Here is a 16,607-nt window from a genome sequence, read left to right on the forward strand (position 1 = left end):
TCCTTCCCGGGTGAGCGACGCGCAGTCCCGGCTACTGGGGCCCGCCGAGGTGCGGGCGCTGGCCGCCCAGCTCGACCTGCGGCCGACGAAGCGGCTCGGGCAGAACTTCGTGCACGACCCGAACACGGTGCGGCGCATCGTGAAGGCCGCGGAGCTGGAACCGGACGACGTGGTCGTGGAGGTCGGCCCGGGGCTCGGGTCCCTGACGCTCGCCCTGCTGCCGGCCGTGCGGGCCGTGCACGCCGTGGAGATCGACCCGGTGCTCGCGGCTCGCCTCGCCTCGACGGCCGCAGACCGGGCCCCCGCGCTCGCCGACCGCCTCACGGTGACCGCCGCCGACGCGCTCCGCCTGCGCGCGTCGGACCTGCCTCCGCCCGTCCCGACGGCGCTCGTCGCGAACCTGCCCTACAACGTCGGTGTGCCGGTGGTGCTGCACCTGCTGGCCGAGCTCCCGCTGCTGCGGCGGGGGCTGGTGATGGTGCAGTCCGAGGTGGCCGAGCGGCTCGCCGCCGCACCGGGCAGCCGGGCGTACGGGGTGCCGAGCGCGAAGCTCGCCTGGTTCGCCGCGGCCCGCCGCGCCGGGCCGGTTCCGCGCGCGGTGTTCTGGCCGGTGCCCAACGTCGACTCCGGCCTGCTCGCGTTCGACCGCCGCGACCCGCCGCCGGGTGACCGCGAGACCGTCTTCCGCCTGATCGACGCGGCGTTCGCCCAGCGCCGCAAGGCCCTTCGCTCCGGGCTCGCGGGCTGGGCGGGCTCCCCGGCCGCCGCCGAGGCGGCCCTCCGCGCCGCCGGCATCGACCCCCTCGCCCGAGCCGAGACCCTCTCCGTCGCGGACTTCGCCCGCCTCGCCGCGGCCCGCGGGTGAGGCGGCGAGGCGGGTCGCGGCACGTCCGGGGTGGACGCACGTAGGGTTGACCGGTGCTCGCCGCCGTCCCACCACCGGTCACCGTGCGTGTGCCTGCCAAGATCAACCTGCATCTCGCGGTCGGGCCGCTGCGCGCCGACGGCTACCACGACCTCGTCACCGTCTTCCACGCGGTGAGCCTGTTCGACGAGGTCACGGTCGCGGCGAGCGATGCACCGGGGATCGAGGTGCACGGCGAGGGCGTGTCCGAGGTACCGGCGGACGAGACGAACCTCGCATGGCGGGCCGTCCAGGTCCTCGCCGAGAAGGCCGACCGCGAGCCGGACGTGCGACTGGTGCTGCGCAAGGGCATCCCGGTGTCGGGCGGCATGGCGGGCGGCAGCGCGGACGCGGCGGCGGCGCTCGTGGGGCTCTCGGCGCTGTGGAAGCTCGACCTGTCCCGGGACGAGCTGTCGGTGCTCGCCGCCGAGCTCGGCAGCGACGTCACGTTCGCGCTCTACGGGGGCACGGCCGTCGGCACGGGGCGCGGCGAGCAGATCGTCCCGGTGCTCTCGCGGCACACGCAGCACTGGGTGATCGCACTGCACCGCGGCGGTCTCGCGACGCCCGCCGTGTTCCGCGAGCTCGACCGGCTGCGCGGCGACGGCCCGCCGGCGGAGCGGCCCGTGGAGCCGGTGCTGGAGGCGCTCGCAGGCGGCGACCCGCGGCAGCTGGCGCTCAGCCTCGGCAACGACCTGCAGGCCGCGGCCGTGAGCATGGCCCCCGACCTGCGCCGCACGCTGCGCGCCGGGGTGGCGGCGGGTGCGCTCGCCGGGTTGGTGTCCGGCTCCGGCCCCACCTGCGCCTTCCTGTGCACGGGCGCGGAGGCGGCGCTGGACGTGGCCACCGAGCTGGCCGGGGTCGGCGTGTGCCGCACGGTCCGCATCGCGCACGGTCCCGTCCCCGGTGCGCGCGTGGTCGACCACGACCCGCCCACCAGCCCGCCGCCCGCATCCTGGCCCCCGGTGCGTGCCTGATGGCCGGCCAGAACCTCGTCAACCTGGAAACCGTCACCGCGCACGTCCCCGGCGACGCCTCCCGGGTGTTGCTGAACGGTGTGTCGCTCGGGGTGGAGCAGGGCGAACGGATCGGCGTCGTCGGGCTCAACGGCGGCGGCAAGACCACGCTGCTCGACATCATCACCGGCATCCGCCGGCCCGACGGCGGCCGCGTCAGCCGCCTCGGCGGCCTCAACCTCGCCCACCTGACCCAGTCCGACGTGCTGCCCGAAGGCGCCCGCGTGCGGGATGTCGTACTGGCCGCGTGGGCCGGTGCCGCGGAGCACGAGTGGGCGGGCGACCCGAAGGTGCGCGACGTCCTCGACGGGCTGGGCATCACGTCGACGCTGGCTCCGCAAGCTTCGCTCGGTGACCTCGACCGCGGCGTCGAGGGCCTGTCCGGCGGCGAGAAACGGCGCGTCGCGCTCGCGGCCACGCTCGTCGGCGACCCGGACCTGGTCGTGCTCGACGAGCCCACGAACCACCTCGACGTCGAGGGCATCACGTGGCTCGCCGAGCACCTGATCGCCCGCCGCTGCGCGGTCGTGGTCGTCACGCACGACCGGTGGTTCCTCGACGCGGTCTGCACACGCACGTGGGAGGTCGCGAACGGCCGGGTCGAGAGCTACCTCGGCGGCTACGCCGACTGGGTCTACGCCAGGGCCGAGCGCGCCCGGCAGGCCGACGCCGCCGAGGCCCGCCGCCAGAACCTCGCCCGCAAGGAGCTGGCGTGGCTGCGCCGCGGGGCGCCCGCCCGCACGTCGAAGCCGCGGTTCCGGATCGAGGCGGCGGAGGCGCTGATCGCCGACGTGCCGCCGCCCCGCAACGCGGTGGAGCTGCTCGGTTTCGCCACCAACCGGCTCGGGCGCACGGTGCTGGAGCTGGAGGACGCCACCGCGGTCGTGGCCGGGCGCACGCTGCTCGACCGCGTCACCTGGCGGGTCGGCCCCGGCGACCGGATCGGGATCGTCGGCGTCAACGGCTCGGGCAAGACCACGCTGCTGCGCAGCCTGAGCGGCGAGCGTCCGCTCGACGGCGGGCGGCTGGTGCGCGGGCGCACGGTCCGGCTCGCCCAGCTCACGCAGGAGCTCGTCGACCTGCCCGCCGGCATGCGGGTGCTGGAGGCCACCGAGCAGGTCTCGAAGTACGTGCGGCTCGGCAAGGCGGAGCTGTCGGCGTCGCAGGTGCTGGAGCGGCTGGGCTTCCCGGCGGCGCGACAGTGGACACCGGTCGGTGACCTGTCGGGTGGCGAGCGGCGGCGCCTGCAGCTCACCCGGCTGCTGATGGCCGAGCCGAACGTCCTGCTGCTCGACGAGCCCACCAACGACCTCGACGTCGACACACTCACCCAGCTCGAAGACCTCCTCGACGGCTGGCCCGGCACGCTCGTCGTCGTCAGCCACGACCGCTACCTCGTGGAACGGGCCTGCGACACGGTGGTCGCACTGCTCGGGGACGGGAAGATCACCCACCTTCCCGGCGGGATCGACGAGTACCTGCGGCGACGCGCCGAGGCCGCCGGCACCCCCGCGGCCGCCCCCGCGCCACAGGCGAGGCCCGCGTCGAACGCGGCCCAGCAGCGCGCCGCCCGCAAGGAGGCCGCCCGGCTGGAGCGGCGCATGGAAGCGCTCGCCGCCACCGAGGAGCGGCTGCACGAGCAGCTCGCGGAGGCGGCCACCGACCCCGAGCGGCTGATGGCGCTCGACCGCGAGCTGAAGGCCGTGGTCACCGAGCGGGAAGCGGTGGAGCTGGAGTGGCTCGCCGCCGCGGAGCTCGCCGAGTCCTGAGCGGTTCCACCCCGGTTGGGTGACGCCCGCGACCGGATGCGACCGTGTGTCTACTCACGATGACCGGACGCTGCGTCATTCGGGCTACAGCGTCACGCTATCGTGACGACTTGGACCTGTGCTCGTGACATGACGGGGCCGGCGGGGTGGACACCGACGTCCGCCACGCACCGCCGGCAGCCCGAGGAACGTTCGAAGGGACAGCTCGTTGAGCACCCCCTGCTCCCCGCCGACGATCCCGTTGCCCGCGCAGACGATGCCCGACATGCGGTTCCCCCCGTTCCCGGAGCCGCGGTCGTCGTCCGGGGTGAGCGGTGGCCCGCTCGTCGCGCTGGCCGCGCTGCTGGCCGGCGCCGCCGCGCTCTCGGCCATCGCGCTGCTCGGGGGCGGTTGGCCGGACTGGTGGATTCCGGGCGGCCTCGCCCTGGTGGCCCTCGCCGCGTACGCGCTGCTGTGGGGCGCACTCGTGCGTCCGGTCCGGCGGTTCGCCGCGGCGATGGCCCGCATGGCCGCCGAGGACCGGGTCGACGTGGTCCCCAGGGCCCGCACCGCCGAGCTCGACCGCATCGCGGTGGCGCTGTACCGGTTCCGCCGCGTCCGGCCCGGGCGCCGGGGCGCCCGCGTCCATCACCGGGTCCCGCTCGCCGCCGCGCTGTGCCTGGTGGCCGTGCTCGTGCTGGGCTGGGCGATACCGGCCGCGGTCGCTACGGTCGGCGGCGTCGAGCCCAGGACCGACGCCGTCATCCGGGAGGCGGCCGTGAGCGCGGCCGCCGAGGCGGAGGACCTGCACGGCGCGCTGCGCGCCGGGTTGGAGCGCGTGCAGCAGGCCGCGGGCCTGCCGACCGGCGGCGCCGTCACCGACCCCGCCGCCACCGCGACCCAGGTGCTCGAGGCCGAACCGCTCTTCCGCTCGGTCACGGTCGTGGATGCGTCCGGTCGGCCGGTCGTGACGGCCGGGACGCCGGCGACCGCCGAGATCGAGGTCCCGCCCGGGGGCCCGCGGGTGGTGCAGGCGAACAACGCCGGGAGCGAACCGCTCGTGCGCGCATCCGCCCCCATGTGGGACGGCTCCAGCGCGCTGGTGGCCGAGTTCGACCCGCGCGCGCTGAACGCCGTGATCCGCGGTCCGGGCGGGCACACCCAGGTGGTCGACGGGCAGCAGGCCACCGTGCTCGACAGCGGCGGGTACACGGCGTTCGCGCCGCTGGACGACCCGGCGCTCGGGGCGCTCGCCGCCGCCGCGTCCGGGGGCGCACCCGCCGCGGACGCCGCCGGGGACGGACGGGTGGCCGCGGCCCAGCGTGTCGCGGCGACCGGCACCCCGACCGATCTCGGCTGGGTGCTCGTCGAGGACCAGGACGTCGCCGTCGCCGCGTTCGCGAGCGACGGGAACCGGCGCGCGGCGCTCGTGGCGATCGTCGCGGCGGCGAGCATCGCCTGCGCGGCGCTCGGCTGGACGGCGGTCACGGTCGTCGCGCCGGCCCGCAGGCTCGTCCGGCACGTCGAGCGGCTCGCGGCCGGGGAGACACTTGCGCCGCTCGCCCCACAGCGCCTCGACGAGATCGGCACGTCCGTCGAGGCCACGAACCGGCTGGCGGCCACCCGCACCGTCGGGGCGCCGCCGAGCAACCGGGTGATCCGGGGCGGCGCCCGGCCGCTGGACACGCGCGGACCGAGGGCGGTGGCCCGCGCGTGACGTTCCTGTTCGGCGTGTACGTCGCGGGTTGCCTGCTGCTGTTGCTGGCCGGTGTGGTCGAGCAGCGCAACCACCACCGGCGGCTGCACTCGATCCCGCAGCGGATCGTCGTGAACGGCATCCGCGGCAAGAGCTCCATCACCCGGCTCTGCGCCGGCGCCATGCGGGGCGGCGGGTTGCGGATCGTCGCGAAGACGACCGGCACGGCGGCCCGCTTCATCCTCCCCGACGGCACCGAGGAGCCGGTGCACCGCAAGTTCGGGATCGCCAACGTCGTCGAGCAGATCGGCATCGTGCGCCGGGCCGCGGCATGGCGGCCGGACGCGCTGGTGATCGAGTGCATGGCGGTGCTGCCCGACCTGCAGGAGATCAACGAGCGGAAGCTGGTGCGCTCCACGATCTGCGTGATCTGCAACGTCCGCGAGGACCACCTCGACGAGATGGGGCCGACCCTGGACGACGTCGCCCGCTCGCTGTCGCGGTCGATGCCGAAGGGCGGGATCTGCGTCACCGCGGAGCGCGACCGGCTGCACATCCTGCAGGAGGAGGCCGACCGGCGCGGCTGCCGGCTGGTGGCGGTGGACCCGGAATCGGTGCGGGACGACGAGATGGAGCGGTTCCGCTGGATCACGTTCAAGGAGAACGTGGCGATCGCGCTGGCCGTCGCGCAGCTCACCGGGATCGGGCGCGGCGAGGCGATGGCGGGCATGGTGGCGGCGCGCCCCGACCCCGGCACGGTCACCGTCGAGACCTACGCCACCGACCGCGGCCGGATCGCGTTCGCCAACGTGTTCGCCGCGAACGACCCCGAGTCGACGCTGATGAACATCGCGTTGCTGCGCGACCGCGGGATGATCTCCGCTCCGCTGACGATGGTGATCAACTGCCGGCCGGACCGCGTCGAGCGCAACGGGCAGATGGGCGAGCTCACGGGCCAGGTGCGCCCGCAGCGGATCGTGCTGATCGGCGAGCAGACCCACACCGCGCGCGGCCGCGTGCCGCGCGACCTCGCGGATCGCGTGGTCGACCTCGGCGGCGCGCTCGACCTGAACGCGTTCCTTCACGCGGTCGCGATCGGGCCGGACGGCACGGGCTCCGTGGTCACCGCTGGCAACATCCACGGCCAGGGCGAGGTGTTGCTGTCGCGGATCGCCGAGCTGCCGCGACCGCGCGCCGACGTCAGGGCCGCCTGATGCTGGCCGGTTCCCTCGCTCCGCAGGCCGCCACCGTCGCGCTCGCGATCGGCCTGCTGTTCGCACTCGTCTGCTACCTCACCACGAACCTCTCGCCCGGCGGCATGATCACCCCCGGCTGGCTCGCGCTCACGCTGGTGGAGGACGCGCGGAAGGTGGCGGTGATCGCCGCCGTCACGGTCGTCACCTACTTCTGCCTGCGCGGCCTGCAGCGCGCCGTGATCCTCTACGGCAAGCGGCTGTTCGCCGCGGTGATGATGCTGTCGGTGCTGCTGTCGACCGGCCTGTTCCTCGTGGTGCAGCGCGACTACCCGCTGATCTTCGCCCACGAGACGCTCGGGTTCGTCATCCCGGGCCTGGTGGCCTACCAGCTCGTGCGGCAGCCTGCGGTGGCCACCGTGCTGGCGACGTCGGCGGTGAGCCTCGCGAGTTACGGCGTGCTGGCGAGCGGGCTGGTGCTCGGGGCGGTGACCGCTCTGTGACAAGGGGGTCCGGGCTCAGGGCCCGGCGCGTCCTCATGGGCGTGCTGGCGGTCGTCGTCGGCGTCAGCGGGATCGTGGTCGGCCGGCTCCGCGACGAGCCCGTGGCGCCGGGGCAGGCACCGTCGCGGGTCGCGGCCGCCTCGGCCGACCTGCGCTTCCTGCGCCGGGACGCGCCGGCGGGCACCACCGTCGTCGACACCGCGGGCACGGTCCTCGCCACCCTCACCGACGGCGCCCGCACGGCCACCCTCGACGGGCCGGAGCGGACGTTCGCCGAGCCGCAGTTCGGCGGCGTACCGGTGACCACCCGGGTCTGGGTCCGGCTCCTGCCCCACGAGTGGAGCGCAGGCGCGGAGGGGGAGCCGTGGTTCCGGCCGTGGCTGCAGCAGAACCTCGACAGCACGGAGCCGGACGTCCTGGGTGTGGCCGCCGAGTACCTCGACAAGGCGCCCGATGCGCGGGACGCCGACGGCGTGCGCGTCCGCGGCGACGCGCGGTTCGGCCCGCCCGGCCCCAACGGCGGGCCGTCCCCCGAGAACTCCGACTTCTTCGACTACCTCGGCATCCGCTGGCGCTTCGCGGACGACGTGGCGCGCCGGCCGGACCCGGAGCGCTACGGGGCCGTGGACTGCTCGGGGTTCGTCCGGCTCGTCTACGGCTACCGCGAGGGCTACCCGCTGGTCGCCACCGAGAAGCGCGGCCCCGGGCTGCCGCGGCGCGCGCGGTCGATGTCCGAGGTCGGCCCGGGGGCCGTCGTCCTCCCCGACACCGGCGCCCCGCCGTCGAACCTCGCGGCGCTGCAGGCCGGGGACCTGCTCTTCTTCGACCTGGACCAGGCGCCCGACCGCCGGATCGACCACGTCGCGATCTACCTGGGCCGGGACGCCGCCGGGCAGCACCGCTTCGTGTCCAGCCGGCGGATGGCCAACGGCCCGACGCTCGGCGATCTCGGCGGCACCTCCGTGCTGGACGACGGCGGGCACTACGCCAGGTCGTTCCGGGCGGCGAAGCGGCTGTGACCCGGACGCGCACCATGGTGGGCGTGCTCGTCCTCCTCGCGATCGCCGCGGTCGCGGCGCTCCTCGCCGTGTTCACGCCCCGCGGGGCGCCGCCTGCGCCGCCGTCGCTGGAGGCGCACGTCAGGGACTTCACCGACCGGCTCAGCCCGCGCGGTCCCTACCGCCCGCCGCAACCCGCAGAGCGCGACGCCGTGGTCGAGGCCGTGGCGGTGCTGGTCGGGTCCGGGACGGACCGGGCCGCCCAGGGGGCGCTCCAGGACGCCGGGTTCACCGTCGGGACCGCCCGGAACGCGGCGGGCGCCGAGTTCCTCGTCGCCCGCAGCGATCCGGAGTCGGAGCGGTCGTGGGGCCTGATCGCGCTCCCGCTGGGCCGGACGCCGCGGCTGCTCGTCGAGGTGCCCCACCCGAACGCCGACTACGACACCGAGAACGTCGGCACGGCCGTGCTCGCCGAGGCCCCGGACGCCGTGTACCTGCAGGCCGGGGCGCACCGCAGGGCCGACGACGAGCGCGCCGACGTCGCGCACGAGGAGGACTCGCTGTTCCACGCGCTGGCGGTGGACCTCAGCACCCGGCTGCGGCTCCCGCAGCTGCAGCTGCACGGCTTCGCCGACCGGGACGACCTCGGCGCGGACGTGGTGCTCGGCGGTGGCCCCGACGACCCGGCTCCGGCGGTCCGGGCGCTCGCCGACCGGATCGAGGGTGCGGGCCTCGCGGTGTGCCGGGCGTGGGAGGGCCGCTGCAGCGAGCTGGAGGGGCGCACGAACGTGCAGGGCCGGGCCGCCGCGCTCTTCGGGCTGCCGTTCGCCCACGTCGAGATGAACGTGGAGACCCGCTCCCACCCGGAGAAGGTGGCCGCGGCGCTGGCCACGCTCGGGGGGTCGTGAGTGGATACGAGTGCCCGGCACTCGGATCCGCTCACCGTCCTCCCTCGCTGCGCTCGCTCGGCCACTTCGCGGCCCACGCTGTGTCTACGCTGCGCTCGCTCACGGGTCAGGTGTGCGGTCCGGCTCGTTGCCCAGCACGATCGTCCGGTGCGGCTCCCTGCTGCCCTTGATGCGGTCGAGCAGGAGCGTGGCGGCGGTGGCGCCGATCGTGCGGGCCGGTAGCGGCACGACGTCGATCCCGGCCGGGCCGAGCGGGAAGTAGGGCAGGTCCCCGAAGGCGGCCATTCCGAACGCGGGCGGGCGCAGCCCGTGGTCCTCGAGGGCGCGCAGGGCGCCGACGGCCATGAGGTTGTTGGCCACGAACACCGCGTCCGGCGGGTCCGGGTGGGTCAGCAGCCGCTCCATCGCCGCCCGCCCGCCTGCCACCCGGTAGTCGGCGTGCACGAGGTAGCTCCGCGGATCCGACCCCGGCGACCGCTGCGTGAACACCTCGCGCCAGCCCGCGCTGCGCAGCTGCGCGGTCTCGGCCGCCTCCGGTCCGGTCACGCACGCGACCCGGACCGCCCCGCGCTCGTAGAGGCGGGTGGTGGCGGCCCGTCCACCGGCCAGGTTGTCCGCCACCACCGAGTCGACCGGCGACCCGTGCAACGCCCGGTCCACGGTGACGACGGGGCGGCCGCGCTCGACCAGCGCCGTCACGTCGCTGCCGCCGCCCGCCGGCACCAGGATCACCCCGGCCATGTGCTCGGCCACCGCGATCTGCAGGTGCCGCACCTCCCGGTCCGGGTCCTCGTCGCTGTTGCAGAGCACCACCGAGAAGCCCGCCTCACCGGCGACGTCCTCCACCCCGCGGGCGAGCGCGGTGAAGAACGGGTTCTCGATGTCGGCGACGACCAGCCCGATCACGTTCGAGGTCTGCATGCGCAACGCCCGCGCGGTGCGGTTGGGCGTGTAGCCCAGCTCCCGCGCCACCCGCAGCACGAGCCCGGCCTTCTCCGCCGAGACGTTCGACCCGTTGAACACCCGGGACACGGTGGCCGCCGACACGCCCGCCCGGGCCGCCACGTCGTAGATCGTCGCCATGGCCCCCGCTCTTCTCGAGGCCCGCAGTCTACGGCGCTCTCGATGGCCGCGGTGCAATCGATTTCGCAGGGCGGGAGGCAGATTCGGCCCACCGCCTGTTACATCCGCAGGCGTCCCGGACCGTGCTGGGGGGACCGTTCGCCGATCCGCCGCGGCGTCACTCTTTCGAGTGAATAAGGTCGTCCTCCGCTCGCCGGTTCCACGACTCCCGGTCGCCGCTCGATCACCGAACCGCACGGTTCGCGGTGCATCGTCACGATATCGTGATCGGACAGAATCGATCTTGTGACGGAATGGGGCCGGCGGGGCGCGGACGCGGGGGCGCGCCCCGCCGGCACCCGGAAGAAAGCGAAGGGACACGCTCGTTGAGCACGCCCTGCCCCCCGCGGACGATCCCGCCCGACATCGAGATGATCGCGGGCCCGTCCACGATGCCGCTCCCCATGCGGGTGATCTCCGCCCCGCCGTTCACGCCCTTCCCCCAGACCGCCTTCCTGGCCGGGGTGGGCGGCGGGCCGCTCGTCGCGCTGTTCGCCATGCAGGCCGGCGCCGCTGCGCTCAGCGCCATCGCGGTCGCCGGTGACGGCAGGTGGCCGGACCTGCTGATCCCCGGCACCCTCGTGCTCGTCGCCGCGGTCGGACACGTCCTGCTGTGGGGCGGCCTCGTGGTGCCGGTCCGGCGGTTCGGGGACGCGACGGCACGGATGGCTGCCCAGGCCCGGGTCGACCTGGTGCCACGCGCGCGGATCGCCGAGCTGGACCGCATCGCGCTCGGGCTGTACCGGCTCGACCCCGGCGCAGTCAGCCGGCGCAGCTCCCGCCCCCGTCGCCTCCTCGTCCCGCTCGCCGCTGCGCCCTGCCTGGTCGCCCTGCTCGTCCTCGGCTGGGTGGTGCCGGTCGCGATCGCGACCGTCGGCGGAGCTGCGCTGCCCGCCGAGGAGGTCGTCCGTGCCGCGGGCGTGCGGGCCGGCGAACGGGCCGCGGAACTGGACGCCGCGCTGCGTGGCGGGCTCACCGCACTCGAACGGGCGGCCGACCCGCCGACCGGCGGCGTCGTCGCCGACCCCGGCACCACCGTCAGCGGGATCCTCGCGGCGGAACGGCTGTTCCGGTCGGTCGCGGTCGTCGACCGGTCGGGCCGGCCGATCGTGACCGCGGGTCCGGCGCTCGACGAACCGTTCGCCGTCCCGCCCGCCGAGCCCCGGGTCGTGCAGGCCAACACCTCCGGGAGCGAGCCGCTCGTCCGGGCGTTCGCCCCGATGGGCGACGGCACGACCGCGCTCGTGGCCGAGTTCGATCCCCGCACGCTGAACGACGTGATCCGCGCCGCGGGCGGCAACACCCGGGTGGTCGACCCGCGGCGGTCCACCGTGCTCGACAGCGGCGGGTACACCGCGTTCGAACCGCTGGACGACCCGGCGGTCGGGGCGCTCGCGGCGAGCCTGTCCGCGGACGTGCCCCGGGCCGAGCAGCCGGTGGACGGGCGGGCGGCCGCGGCCCGGCTCGTGAGCGCCCCGGGCGCGCCCACCGATCTGGGATGGGTGCTCATCGAGGAGCGCGACGTCGCGGTCGCCGCGCTGGCCGACGACGGCAGCAGGCGCGGCACCCTCGTCGTGATCGCGGTGACCGCGAGCCTGGTCCTGGGCGCGCTCGCGTGGACCGCGGTCACGGTCGTCCTGCCTGCCCGCAGGCTGGCCCGGCACGTCGAGCGCCTGGCCACCGGTGACGACGTGCCCCCGCTGGCTCCGCAGCGCCTCGACGAGCTCGGAACCGCGGTCGCGGCGACCAACCAGTTCGTCGTGGTGCACACCGGTCCGGCCGCGGAGGTCGGCCCGTGACGTTCCTCTTCGGCGTGTACGTCGCCGGCTGCCTGTTCCTACTGGTCGCCGGGCTGGTCGAGCAGCGCGGCCACCACCGGCGCCTGGCCTCGATCCCGGAGCGGATCGTCGTCAACGGCATCCGCGGCAAGAGCTCCATCACCCGGCTGTGCGCGGGGGCGCTGCGCGGTGGTGGGCGGCGGACGGTCGCGAAGACCACCGGCACGGCGGCCCGCTTCATCCTCCCCGACGGCACCGAGGAGCCGGTGCACCGCAAGTTCGGGATCGCCAACGTCGTCGAGCAGATCGGGATCATCCGCCGGGCCGCGGCATGTGGACCGGACGCGCTGGTGATCGAGTGCATGGCCGTGCTCCCGGAGCTGCAGGAGATCAACGAGCGGAAGCTGGTGCGCTCCACGATCTGCGTGATCTGCAACGTCCGCGAGGACCACCTCGACGAGATGGGGCCGACCCTGGACGACGTCGCCCGCTCGCTGGCGCGGTCGATGCCGCAGGGTGGGGTGTGCGTCACCGCGGAGCGCGACCGGCTGCACATCCTGCGGGAGGAGGCAGGCAAGCGGGACTGCGAGCTCGTCGTCGTGGACCCCGAGTCCGTCCGGGACGACGAGATGCAGCGCTTCCGCTGGATCACGTTCAAGGAGAACGTGGCCGTCGCGCTGGCCGTCGCGCAGCTGTGCGGGGTCGGCAGGGGGGAGGCGATGGCCGGGATGGTCGCGGCGCGTCCGGACCCCGGCACCGTCACCGTGGACGCCTACGTCACCGGCCGCGGTCAGCTCGTGTTCGCGAACGTCTTCGCCGCGAACGACCCCGAGTCCACGCTGATGAACATCCACCTCCTCGAGGACCGCGGGCTGCTGTACGACCCGCTCACGGTCGTGATCAACTGTCGCCCGGACCGCGTCGAGCGCAACGGGCAGATGGGCGAGCTGACCGGCCGGATCCGGCCGGACCGGATCGTGCTGATCGGGGAGCAGACCCACAGCGCCCGGATCAGGGTGCCGCGCGAGCTCGCCGACCGGGTCGTCGACCTCGGTGGCGACCTCGACATGGACGTGTTCCTGGACGCCGTCGCGTTCGGGCCCGGGGGACACGCGTGCGTGGTCACGATCGGCAACATCCACGGGCAGGGTGAGGTGCTGCTCTCCCACGTCGCCGCGCTGCCCCGGGCCGTGGCCGCCGAGGCGGCGTGATGTTCGCCGCCATCCTCGCGCCGCAGGCGGCGACCCTCGCCCTCGCGATCGGGCTGCTGTTCGCGTTGATCTGCTACCTCACCACCAACCTCTCGCCGGGCGGCATGATCACGCCCGGCTGGCTGGCCCTCACGCTCGTGGAGGACGCGCTGAAGGTCGCGGTGATCGCCGGTGTCACGGTGGTCACCTACGCCGGGGTGCGCCTCCTGCAACGGCTGGTGATCCTCTACGGCAAGCGCCTGTTCGCGGCCGTGATGATGCTGTCGGTGCTGCTCTCCACCGGCCTGTTCCTGCTGGTCCAGCGGGACTACCCACTGCTCTTCGCGCACGAGACCCTCGGCTTCGTCATCCCGGGCCTCGTCGCCTACCAGCTGGTGCGGCAGCCGCCCGTGGCCACCGTCCTCGCGACGTCGGCGGTGAGCCTCGCGAGCTACGGGGTGCTCGCGAGCGGGCTGGTGCTCGGGGCGGTGTCCGCCCAGTGAACGGCCGGACCAGGCTCCTCCTCCGGCGCGCGCTCATGGGCGTGCTGGCCGTCGGGGTGGGCGTCGGTGGGATCGTGCTCGGGGCGGAGCGGCAGGGGGCACCGGTGGCCCCGATCGCGGCATCGCCGGGTCCCGCGCCGGCGTCGAGCGAGCTGCGTTTCGTGCGCCGCGACGGGCCCGCTCGCACGACGGTGGTCGACGCGGCGGGCACGGTGCTCGCCACCTTCACCGACGGCGCGCGCACGGTCACGCTCGACGGGCCGGCGCGCACGTTCGCCGAGCCCCAGTTCCCCGGCCGGGCGGTGACCACCCGGGTGTGGGTGCGGCTGCTGCCCCAGGAGTGGCGCCAGGGGGACGAGAACGCGCCCTGGGTGCGTGACTGGCTGCGGACCTTCCTCGGCAGCACCGAACCCGACGTGCTGGCGTTCGTGCGGGACTACCTCGACGGGGCGCCGGAGGAACGGGATGCCCGGGACGTGCGGTTCAAGGGCGACGCCTCCTTCGGCCCGCCTCCGCCGCCGGGCAGCCCGCCCATCGAGAGCAACGACTTCCACGACTACCTCGGCGTCGGCTGGACGTTCGCGGACGGCGCGCGGCGCGAACCCGACCCGAAGCGCTACGGCACCGTCGACTGCTCCGGCTTCGTCCGGCTCGTCTACGGCTTCCGGGCCGGGTACCCGCTGATCCCCACCAACGAGCGCGGACCGGGACTGCCGCGGCGCGCGCGGGCGATGTCGGAGAACGGCCCGGGCGTCACCCTGTTGCCCGACACCGGCGGGATCCCGACCGACCTCGGCGTGCTGCAGGCCGGCGACCTGCTGTTCTTCGACCTGGACAAGACGGCTGACGGCCGGACCGACCACGTGGCGATCTACCTGGGACGGGACGAGGCCGGCGGGCACCGGTTCGTCTCCAGCCGGGTGCGCGCCGACGGGCCGACCCTCGGCGACCTCGGCGGGACGTCCCTGCTCGATGACGGGGGGTACTACGCGCGGTCGCTCCGGTCTGCGAAGCGGCTGTGACCGTCCCCGAGGTGGATGCGCGGGTCAACCGATCGATCGAGCCGCTCCCCGCGACGCCGCCCTAGCGTCGAGCCTGGATCGAGGGGGGACGTCGTGACGACGGTCGAACAGCAGGTGCCGGTGCGGGAGCTGCCCGCGTTCTCCCGTGGGCCCGTGCTCGCCGTGTCCGCGGCGGTCGGTGCGCTGCTCACGGCCGTGAGCGGGCGGTACGGCTACTTCGGCGACGAGCTGTACTTCGTCGCGGCGGGCCACCACCTCGACTGGGGGTACGCCGACCAGCCCCCGTTGCTGCCGCTCGTCGCGCTGCTGATGGAGTCGATCGCGCCCGGCTCGGTGGCGGTGCTGCGCATACCGGCCACGCTCGCGATCATGGCGGCGGTGGTGCTGGCCGCGCTCCTCGCGCGGGAGTTCGGCGGGGGCAGGCGGGCGCAGCTGCTCGCCGCGGGCGCGGTGGCCGTCTCACCGGGGTTCCTGGGCACGGGCCACCTGCTCGCCACGTCCACCCTCGACCCCGTCGCCTGGATCGCGCTCACGTACCTGCTGGTGCGCTGGGTCCGCACCCGTTCGGACCTGCTGCTCCTCGCCGCCGGGATCGTGACCGCGGTCGGGCTGCAGGTGAAGTTCCTGCTCGTCGGGTTCTGGGCCGTCGCGCTCGTCGCGGTGTTGTTCTGCGGGCCGCGGGAGCTGCTGCGCAGGCCCGCCCTGTGGCACGGCGGCGCGATCGCGGTGCTCGTGACGGTCCCGACCCTCATCTGGCAGGCGCGCAACGGCTGGCCGCAGCTGGAGATGGGCCGGGTCGTCGCCGGCGAGAGCGGCTACGCGGGCGGCATCCCCGGCTTCCTCCCGCTGGGGTTCGTCGGGTCGGGTGTGCTGGTCGGATCGGTGCTCGGCGTGGCCGGTGTCGTCCAGCTGCTGCGGTCACCCGAGCACCGCTTCCTCGGCGTCACGGCGCTGGGCGTCGCCCTGCTCTTCATGCTCGCGGGCGGCAGGCCGTACTACATCGCCGGAGTGCTGCCGCTGCTGTGGGCCGCAGGCGCGGCCCGGGTGGAGCGGCGGCGACCCGCCGCGTGGTGGCGCTGGGTACCCACCTGGCCGGTCTACGCGCTCACCGCGGTCGCGCTCCTGCTGGCGAACGTGCTGCCGATCCGGCCTGCGTCGGTGCACGCCGACCAGCCGGTGCAGATCGGCGACTTCCAGCGCGACGAGATCGGCTGGCCCGCGATGGTGGCCGACGTGCAGGCGGCCTACCGGGCGCTGCCGCCGGAGGTGGCCCGGGACGCCGTCGTCGTCACGGGCGACTACTGGACCTACTCGGCCGTCCAGCGGTTCGCCCCCGAGCTGCCCTCCTACAGCTTCGCGCGCGGCGCTGCCTGGTTCGGGATCCCACCGGAGGGGTCGGGGGCCGTCGTGTTCGTCGGCGACCCGTCGGCGATCGCCCCCGCCTTCCGCGCGGTGACCCGCGTCGGGGAGCTCGACAACGACGAACGCGTCGCGAACCTCGTGCAGGGCACCCCGATCCACGTGCTCGACGGCCGGCGGGTGCCGTGGGCGCAGCTGTGGGCGTCCGCGCGGCACCTGTGAGCGGTCAGGCGGCGGTGAGGGCGGCGACCAGGTCCTGGGTGCGGCCGAGCACGGACGCCATCGCGATCGGGTCCATGTAGTCGTCGTACTCCGCGATCTCCCCGTCCCGGACGCGGACCACCCCGAGCGCGCGGAAGCGGTACGGCCCGCCGATGGCGCGCGAGTGCCCGTGGTGCTCGATCTCGACGACGACGACCTCGGGGTCGTCGGTGCCGCGGACGATCATGTCGACGCCCTCGATCTCGAGCAGTGACCGCCGGCTGGACGCGGCACTGTGGTACTCGCGGATGGTGTCGCGCCCCGCCAGCTCGCGGGGCATCCCGGGAGGCGCGAACGGGTAGCGCAGCACCCCGTCCTCGGCGAAGAGGTCGCCGAAGACCACGCCCTCCCCGGCGACCATGCGACGAACATCTTCCACGACATCCCGCGGGCTGCGGCTCATGTG

At 74.8% G+C, this 16,607-nt stretch carries 15 protein-coding genes; 13 read left to right on the forward strand and 2 right to left on the reverse strand.

Annotated elements, in window-relative coordinates; genetic code table 11:
• Positions 1 to 10 precede the first annotated feature (10 nt).
• From rsmA to ABEA81_RS36540, 8 genes are all read left to right on the forward strand, one after another.
• Positions 11 to 865: a 16S rRNA (adenine(1518)-N(6)/adenine(1519)-N(6))-dimethyltransferase RsmA gene (rsmA, locus tag ABEA81_RS36505; protein WP_345611674.1), complete on the forward strand. Its 855-nt coding sequence runs from the start codon at positions 11 to 13 to the stop codon at positions 863 to 865.
• 53 nt (positions 866 to 918) lie between these two features.
• Positions 919 to 1,881, forward strand: coding sequence for a 4-(cytidine 5'-diphospho)-2-C-methyl-D-erythritol kinase (locus ABEA81_RS36510; protein WP_345611676.1), 963 nt, complete (start codon positions 919 to 921; stop codon positions 1,879 to 1,881).
• Complete coding sequence (locus tag ABEA81_RS36515) at positions 1,881 to 3,689, forward strand: ABC-F family ATP-binding cassette domain-containing protein (protein WP_345611678.1); 1,809 nt, start codon at positions 1,881 to 1,883, stop codon at positions 3,687 to 3,689. The genes ABEA81_RS36510 and ABEA81_RS36515 overlap by 1 nt, the downstream gene beginning before the upstream one ends.
• A gap of 265 nt (positions 3,690 to 3,954) precedes the next feature.
• Positions 3,955 to 5,385 (forward strand): HAMP domain-containing protein, encoded by a 1,431-nt coding sequence (locus ABEA81_RS36520; protein ID WP_345611680.1) that lies wholly within the window; start codon positions 3,955 to 3,957, stop codon positions 5,383 to 5,385.
• On the forward strand, positions 5,382 to 6,578 hold the full coding sequence (gene pgsB, locus ABEA81_RS36525; RefSeq protein ID WP_345611682.1) for a poly-gamma-glutamate synthase PgsB: 1,197 nt from the start codon (positions 5,382 to 5,384) through the stop codon (positions 6,576 to 6,578). Before ABEA81_RS36520 ends, pgsB (ABEA81_RS36525) begins: the two co-directional genes overlap by 4 nt.
• The gene (locus tag ABEA81_RS36530; RefSeq protein ID WP_345611684.1) at positions 6,578 to 7,060 is read left to right on the forward strand and encodes a poly-gamma-glutamate biosynthesis protein PgsC/CapC; all 483 of its coding nucleotides are present in this window, start codon (positions 6,578 to 6,580) and stop codon (positions 7,058 to 7,060) included. Before pgsB (ABEA81_RS36525) ends, ABEA81_RS36530 begins: the two co-directional genes overlap by 1 nt.
• Complete coding sequence (locus ABEA81_RS36535; RefSeq protein WP_345611686.1) at positions 7,057 to 8,079, forward strand: NlpC/P60 family protein; 1,023 nt, start codon at positions 7,057 to 7,059, stop codon at positions 8,077 to 8,079. The genes ABEA81_RS36530 and ABEA81_RS36535 overlap by 4 nt, the downstream gene beginning before the upstream one ends.
• Positions 8,076 to 8,966, forward strand: coding sequence for a hypothetical protein (locus ABEA81_RS36540; RefSeq protein WP_345611687.1), 891 nt, complete (start codon positions 8,076 to 8,078; stop codon positions 8,964 to 8,966). Before ABEA81_RS36535 ends, ABEA81_RS36540 begins: the two co-directional genes overlap by 4 nt.
• A gap of 99 nt (positions 8,967 to 9,065) precedes the next feature.
• On the opposite strand, the gene ABEA81_RS36545 is transcribed toward ABEA81_RS36540, so the two are convergent.
• Positions 9,066 to 10,049 (reverse strand): LacI family DNA-binding transcriptional regulator, encoded by a 984-nt coding sequence (locus tag ABEA81_RS36545; RefSeq protein ID WP_345611689.1) that lies wholly within the window; start codon positions 10,047 to 10,049, stop codon positions 9,066 to 9,068.
• Positions 10,050 to 10,414: 365 nt separating this feature from the next.
• Between ABEA81_RS36545 and ABEA81_RS36550 the strand changes: the two genes are divergently transcribed.
• The 5 genes from ABEA81_RS36550 to ABEA81_RS36570 all read left to right on the forward strand — a co-directional run bounded on the left by ABEA81_RS36550 (position 10,415) and on the right by ABEA81_RS36570 (position 16,162).
• Positions 10,415 to 11,887 (forward strand): HAMP domain-containing protein, encoded by a 1,473-nt coding sequence (locus ABEA81_RS36550; RefSeq protein WP_345611690.1) that lies wholly within the window; start codon positions 10,415 to 10,417, stop codon positions 11,885 to 11,887.
• Positions 11,884 to 13,077 carry a poly-gamma-glutamate synthase PgsB gene (pgsB, locus tag ABEA81_RS36555; RefSeq protein WP_345611692.1) on the forward strand — a complete coding sequence of 398 codons (1,194 nt, stop codon included), beginning with the start codon at positions 11,884 to 11,886 and terminating at the stop codon, positions 13,075 to 13,077. The genes ABEA81_RS36550 and pgsB (ABEA81_RS36555) overlap by 4 nt, the downstream gene beginning before the upstream one ends.
• On the forward strand, positions 13,077 to 13,559 hold the full coding sequence (locus ABEA81_RS36560; protein ID WP_345611776.1) for a poly-gamma-glutamate biosynthesis protein PgsC/CapC: 483 nt from the start codon (positions 13,077 to 13,079) through the stop codon (positions 13,557 to 13,559). The genes pgsB (ABEA81_RS36555) and ABEA81_RS36560 overlap by 1 nt, the downstream gene beginning before the upstream one ends.
• The gene (locus ABEA81_RS36565; RefSeq protein WP_345611694.1) at positions 13,556 to 14,581 is read left to right on the forward strand and encodes an NlpC/P60 family protein; all 1,026 of its coding nucleotides are present in this window, start codon (positions 13,556 to 13,558) and stop codon (positions 14,579 to 14,581) included. The genes ABEA81_RS36560 and ABEA81_RS36565 overlap by 4 nt, the downstream gene beginning before the upstream one ends.
• Positions 14,582 to 14,674: 93 nt before the next feature.
• Positions 14,675 to 16,162 carry a glycosyltransferase family 39 protein gene (locus ABEA81_RS36570; protein ID WP_345611696.1) on the forward strand — a complete coding sequence of 496 codons (1,488 nt, stop codon included), beginning with the start codon at positions 14,675 to 14,677 and terminating at the stop codon, positions 16,160 to 16,162.
• Between the two features lie 4 nt (positions 16,163 to 16,166).
• Here ABEA81_RS36570 and ABEA81_RS36575 read toward each other — a convergent pair whose 3' ends face one another.
• Positions 16,167 to 16,604 (reverse strand): nuclear transport factor 2 family protein, encoded by a 438-nt coding sequence (locus ABEA81_RS36575; protein ID WP_345611697.1) that lies wholly within the window; start codon positions 16,602 to 16,604, stop codon positions 16,167 to 16,169.
• Between the last annotated feature and the right edge of the window lie 3 nt (positions 16,605 to 16,607).

It is taken from the genome of Pseudonocardia adelaidensis (assembly GCF_039543345.1).
In the GTDB taxonomy this organism is placed as follows: domain Bacteria; phylum Actinomycetota; class Actinomycetes; order Mycobacteriales; family Pseudonocardiaceae; genus Pseudonocardia; species Pseudonocardia adelaidensis.

Bases quoted from the DNA above. Each gene is read 5' to 3' on its own strand.
- ABEA81_RS36560 (WP_345611776.1), top strand. From the start codon at position 13,077: ATGTTCGCCGCCATCCTCGCGCCGCAGGCGGCGACCCTCGCCCTCGCG.
- ABEA81_RS36530 (WP_345611684.1), top strand. From the start codon at position 6,578: ATGCTGGCCGGTTCCCTCGCTCCGCAGGCCGCCACCGTCGCGCTCGCG.
- ABEA81_RS36575 (WP_345611697.1), bottom strand. From the start codon at position 16,604: ATGAGCCGCAGCCCGCGGGATGTCGTGGAAGATGTTCGTCGCATGGTC.
- ABEA81_RS36545 (WP_345611689.1), bottom strand. From the start codon at position 10,049: ATGGCGACGATCTACGACGTGGCGGCCCGGGCGGGCGTGTCGGCGGCC.
- ABEA81_RS36515 (WP_345611678.1), top strand. From the start codon at position 1,881: ATGGCCGGCCAGAACCTCGTCAACCTGGAAACCGTCACCGCGCACGTC.
- ABEA81_RS36520 (WP_345611680.1), top strand. From the start codon at position 3,955: ATGCGGTTCCCCCCGTTCCCGGAGCCGCGGTCGTCGTCCGGGGTGAGC.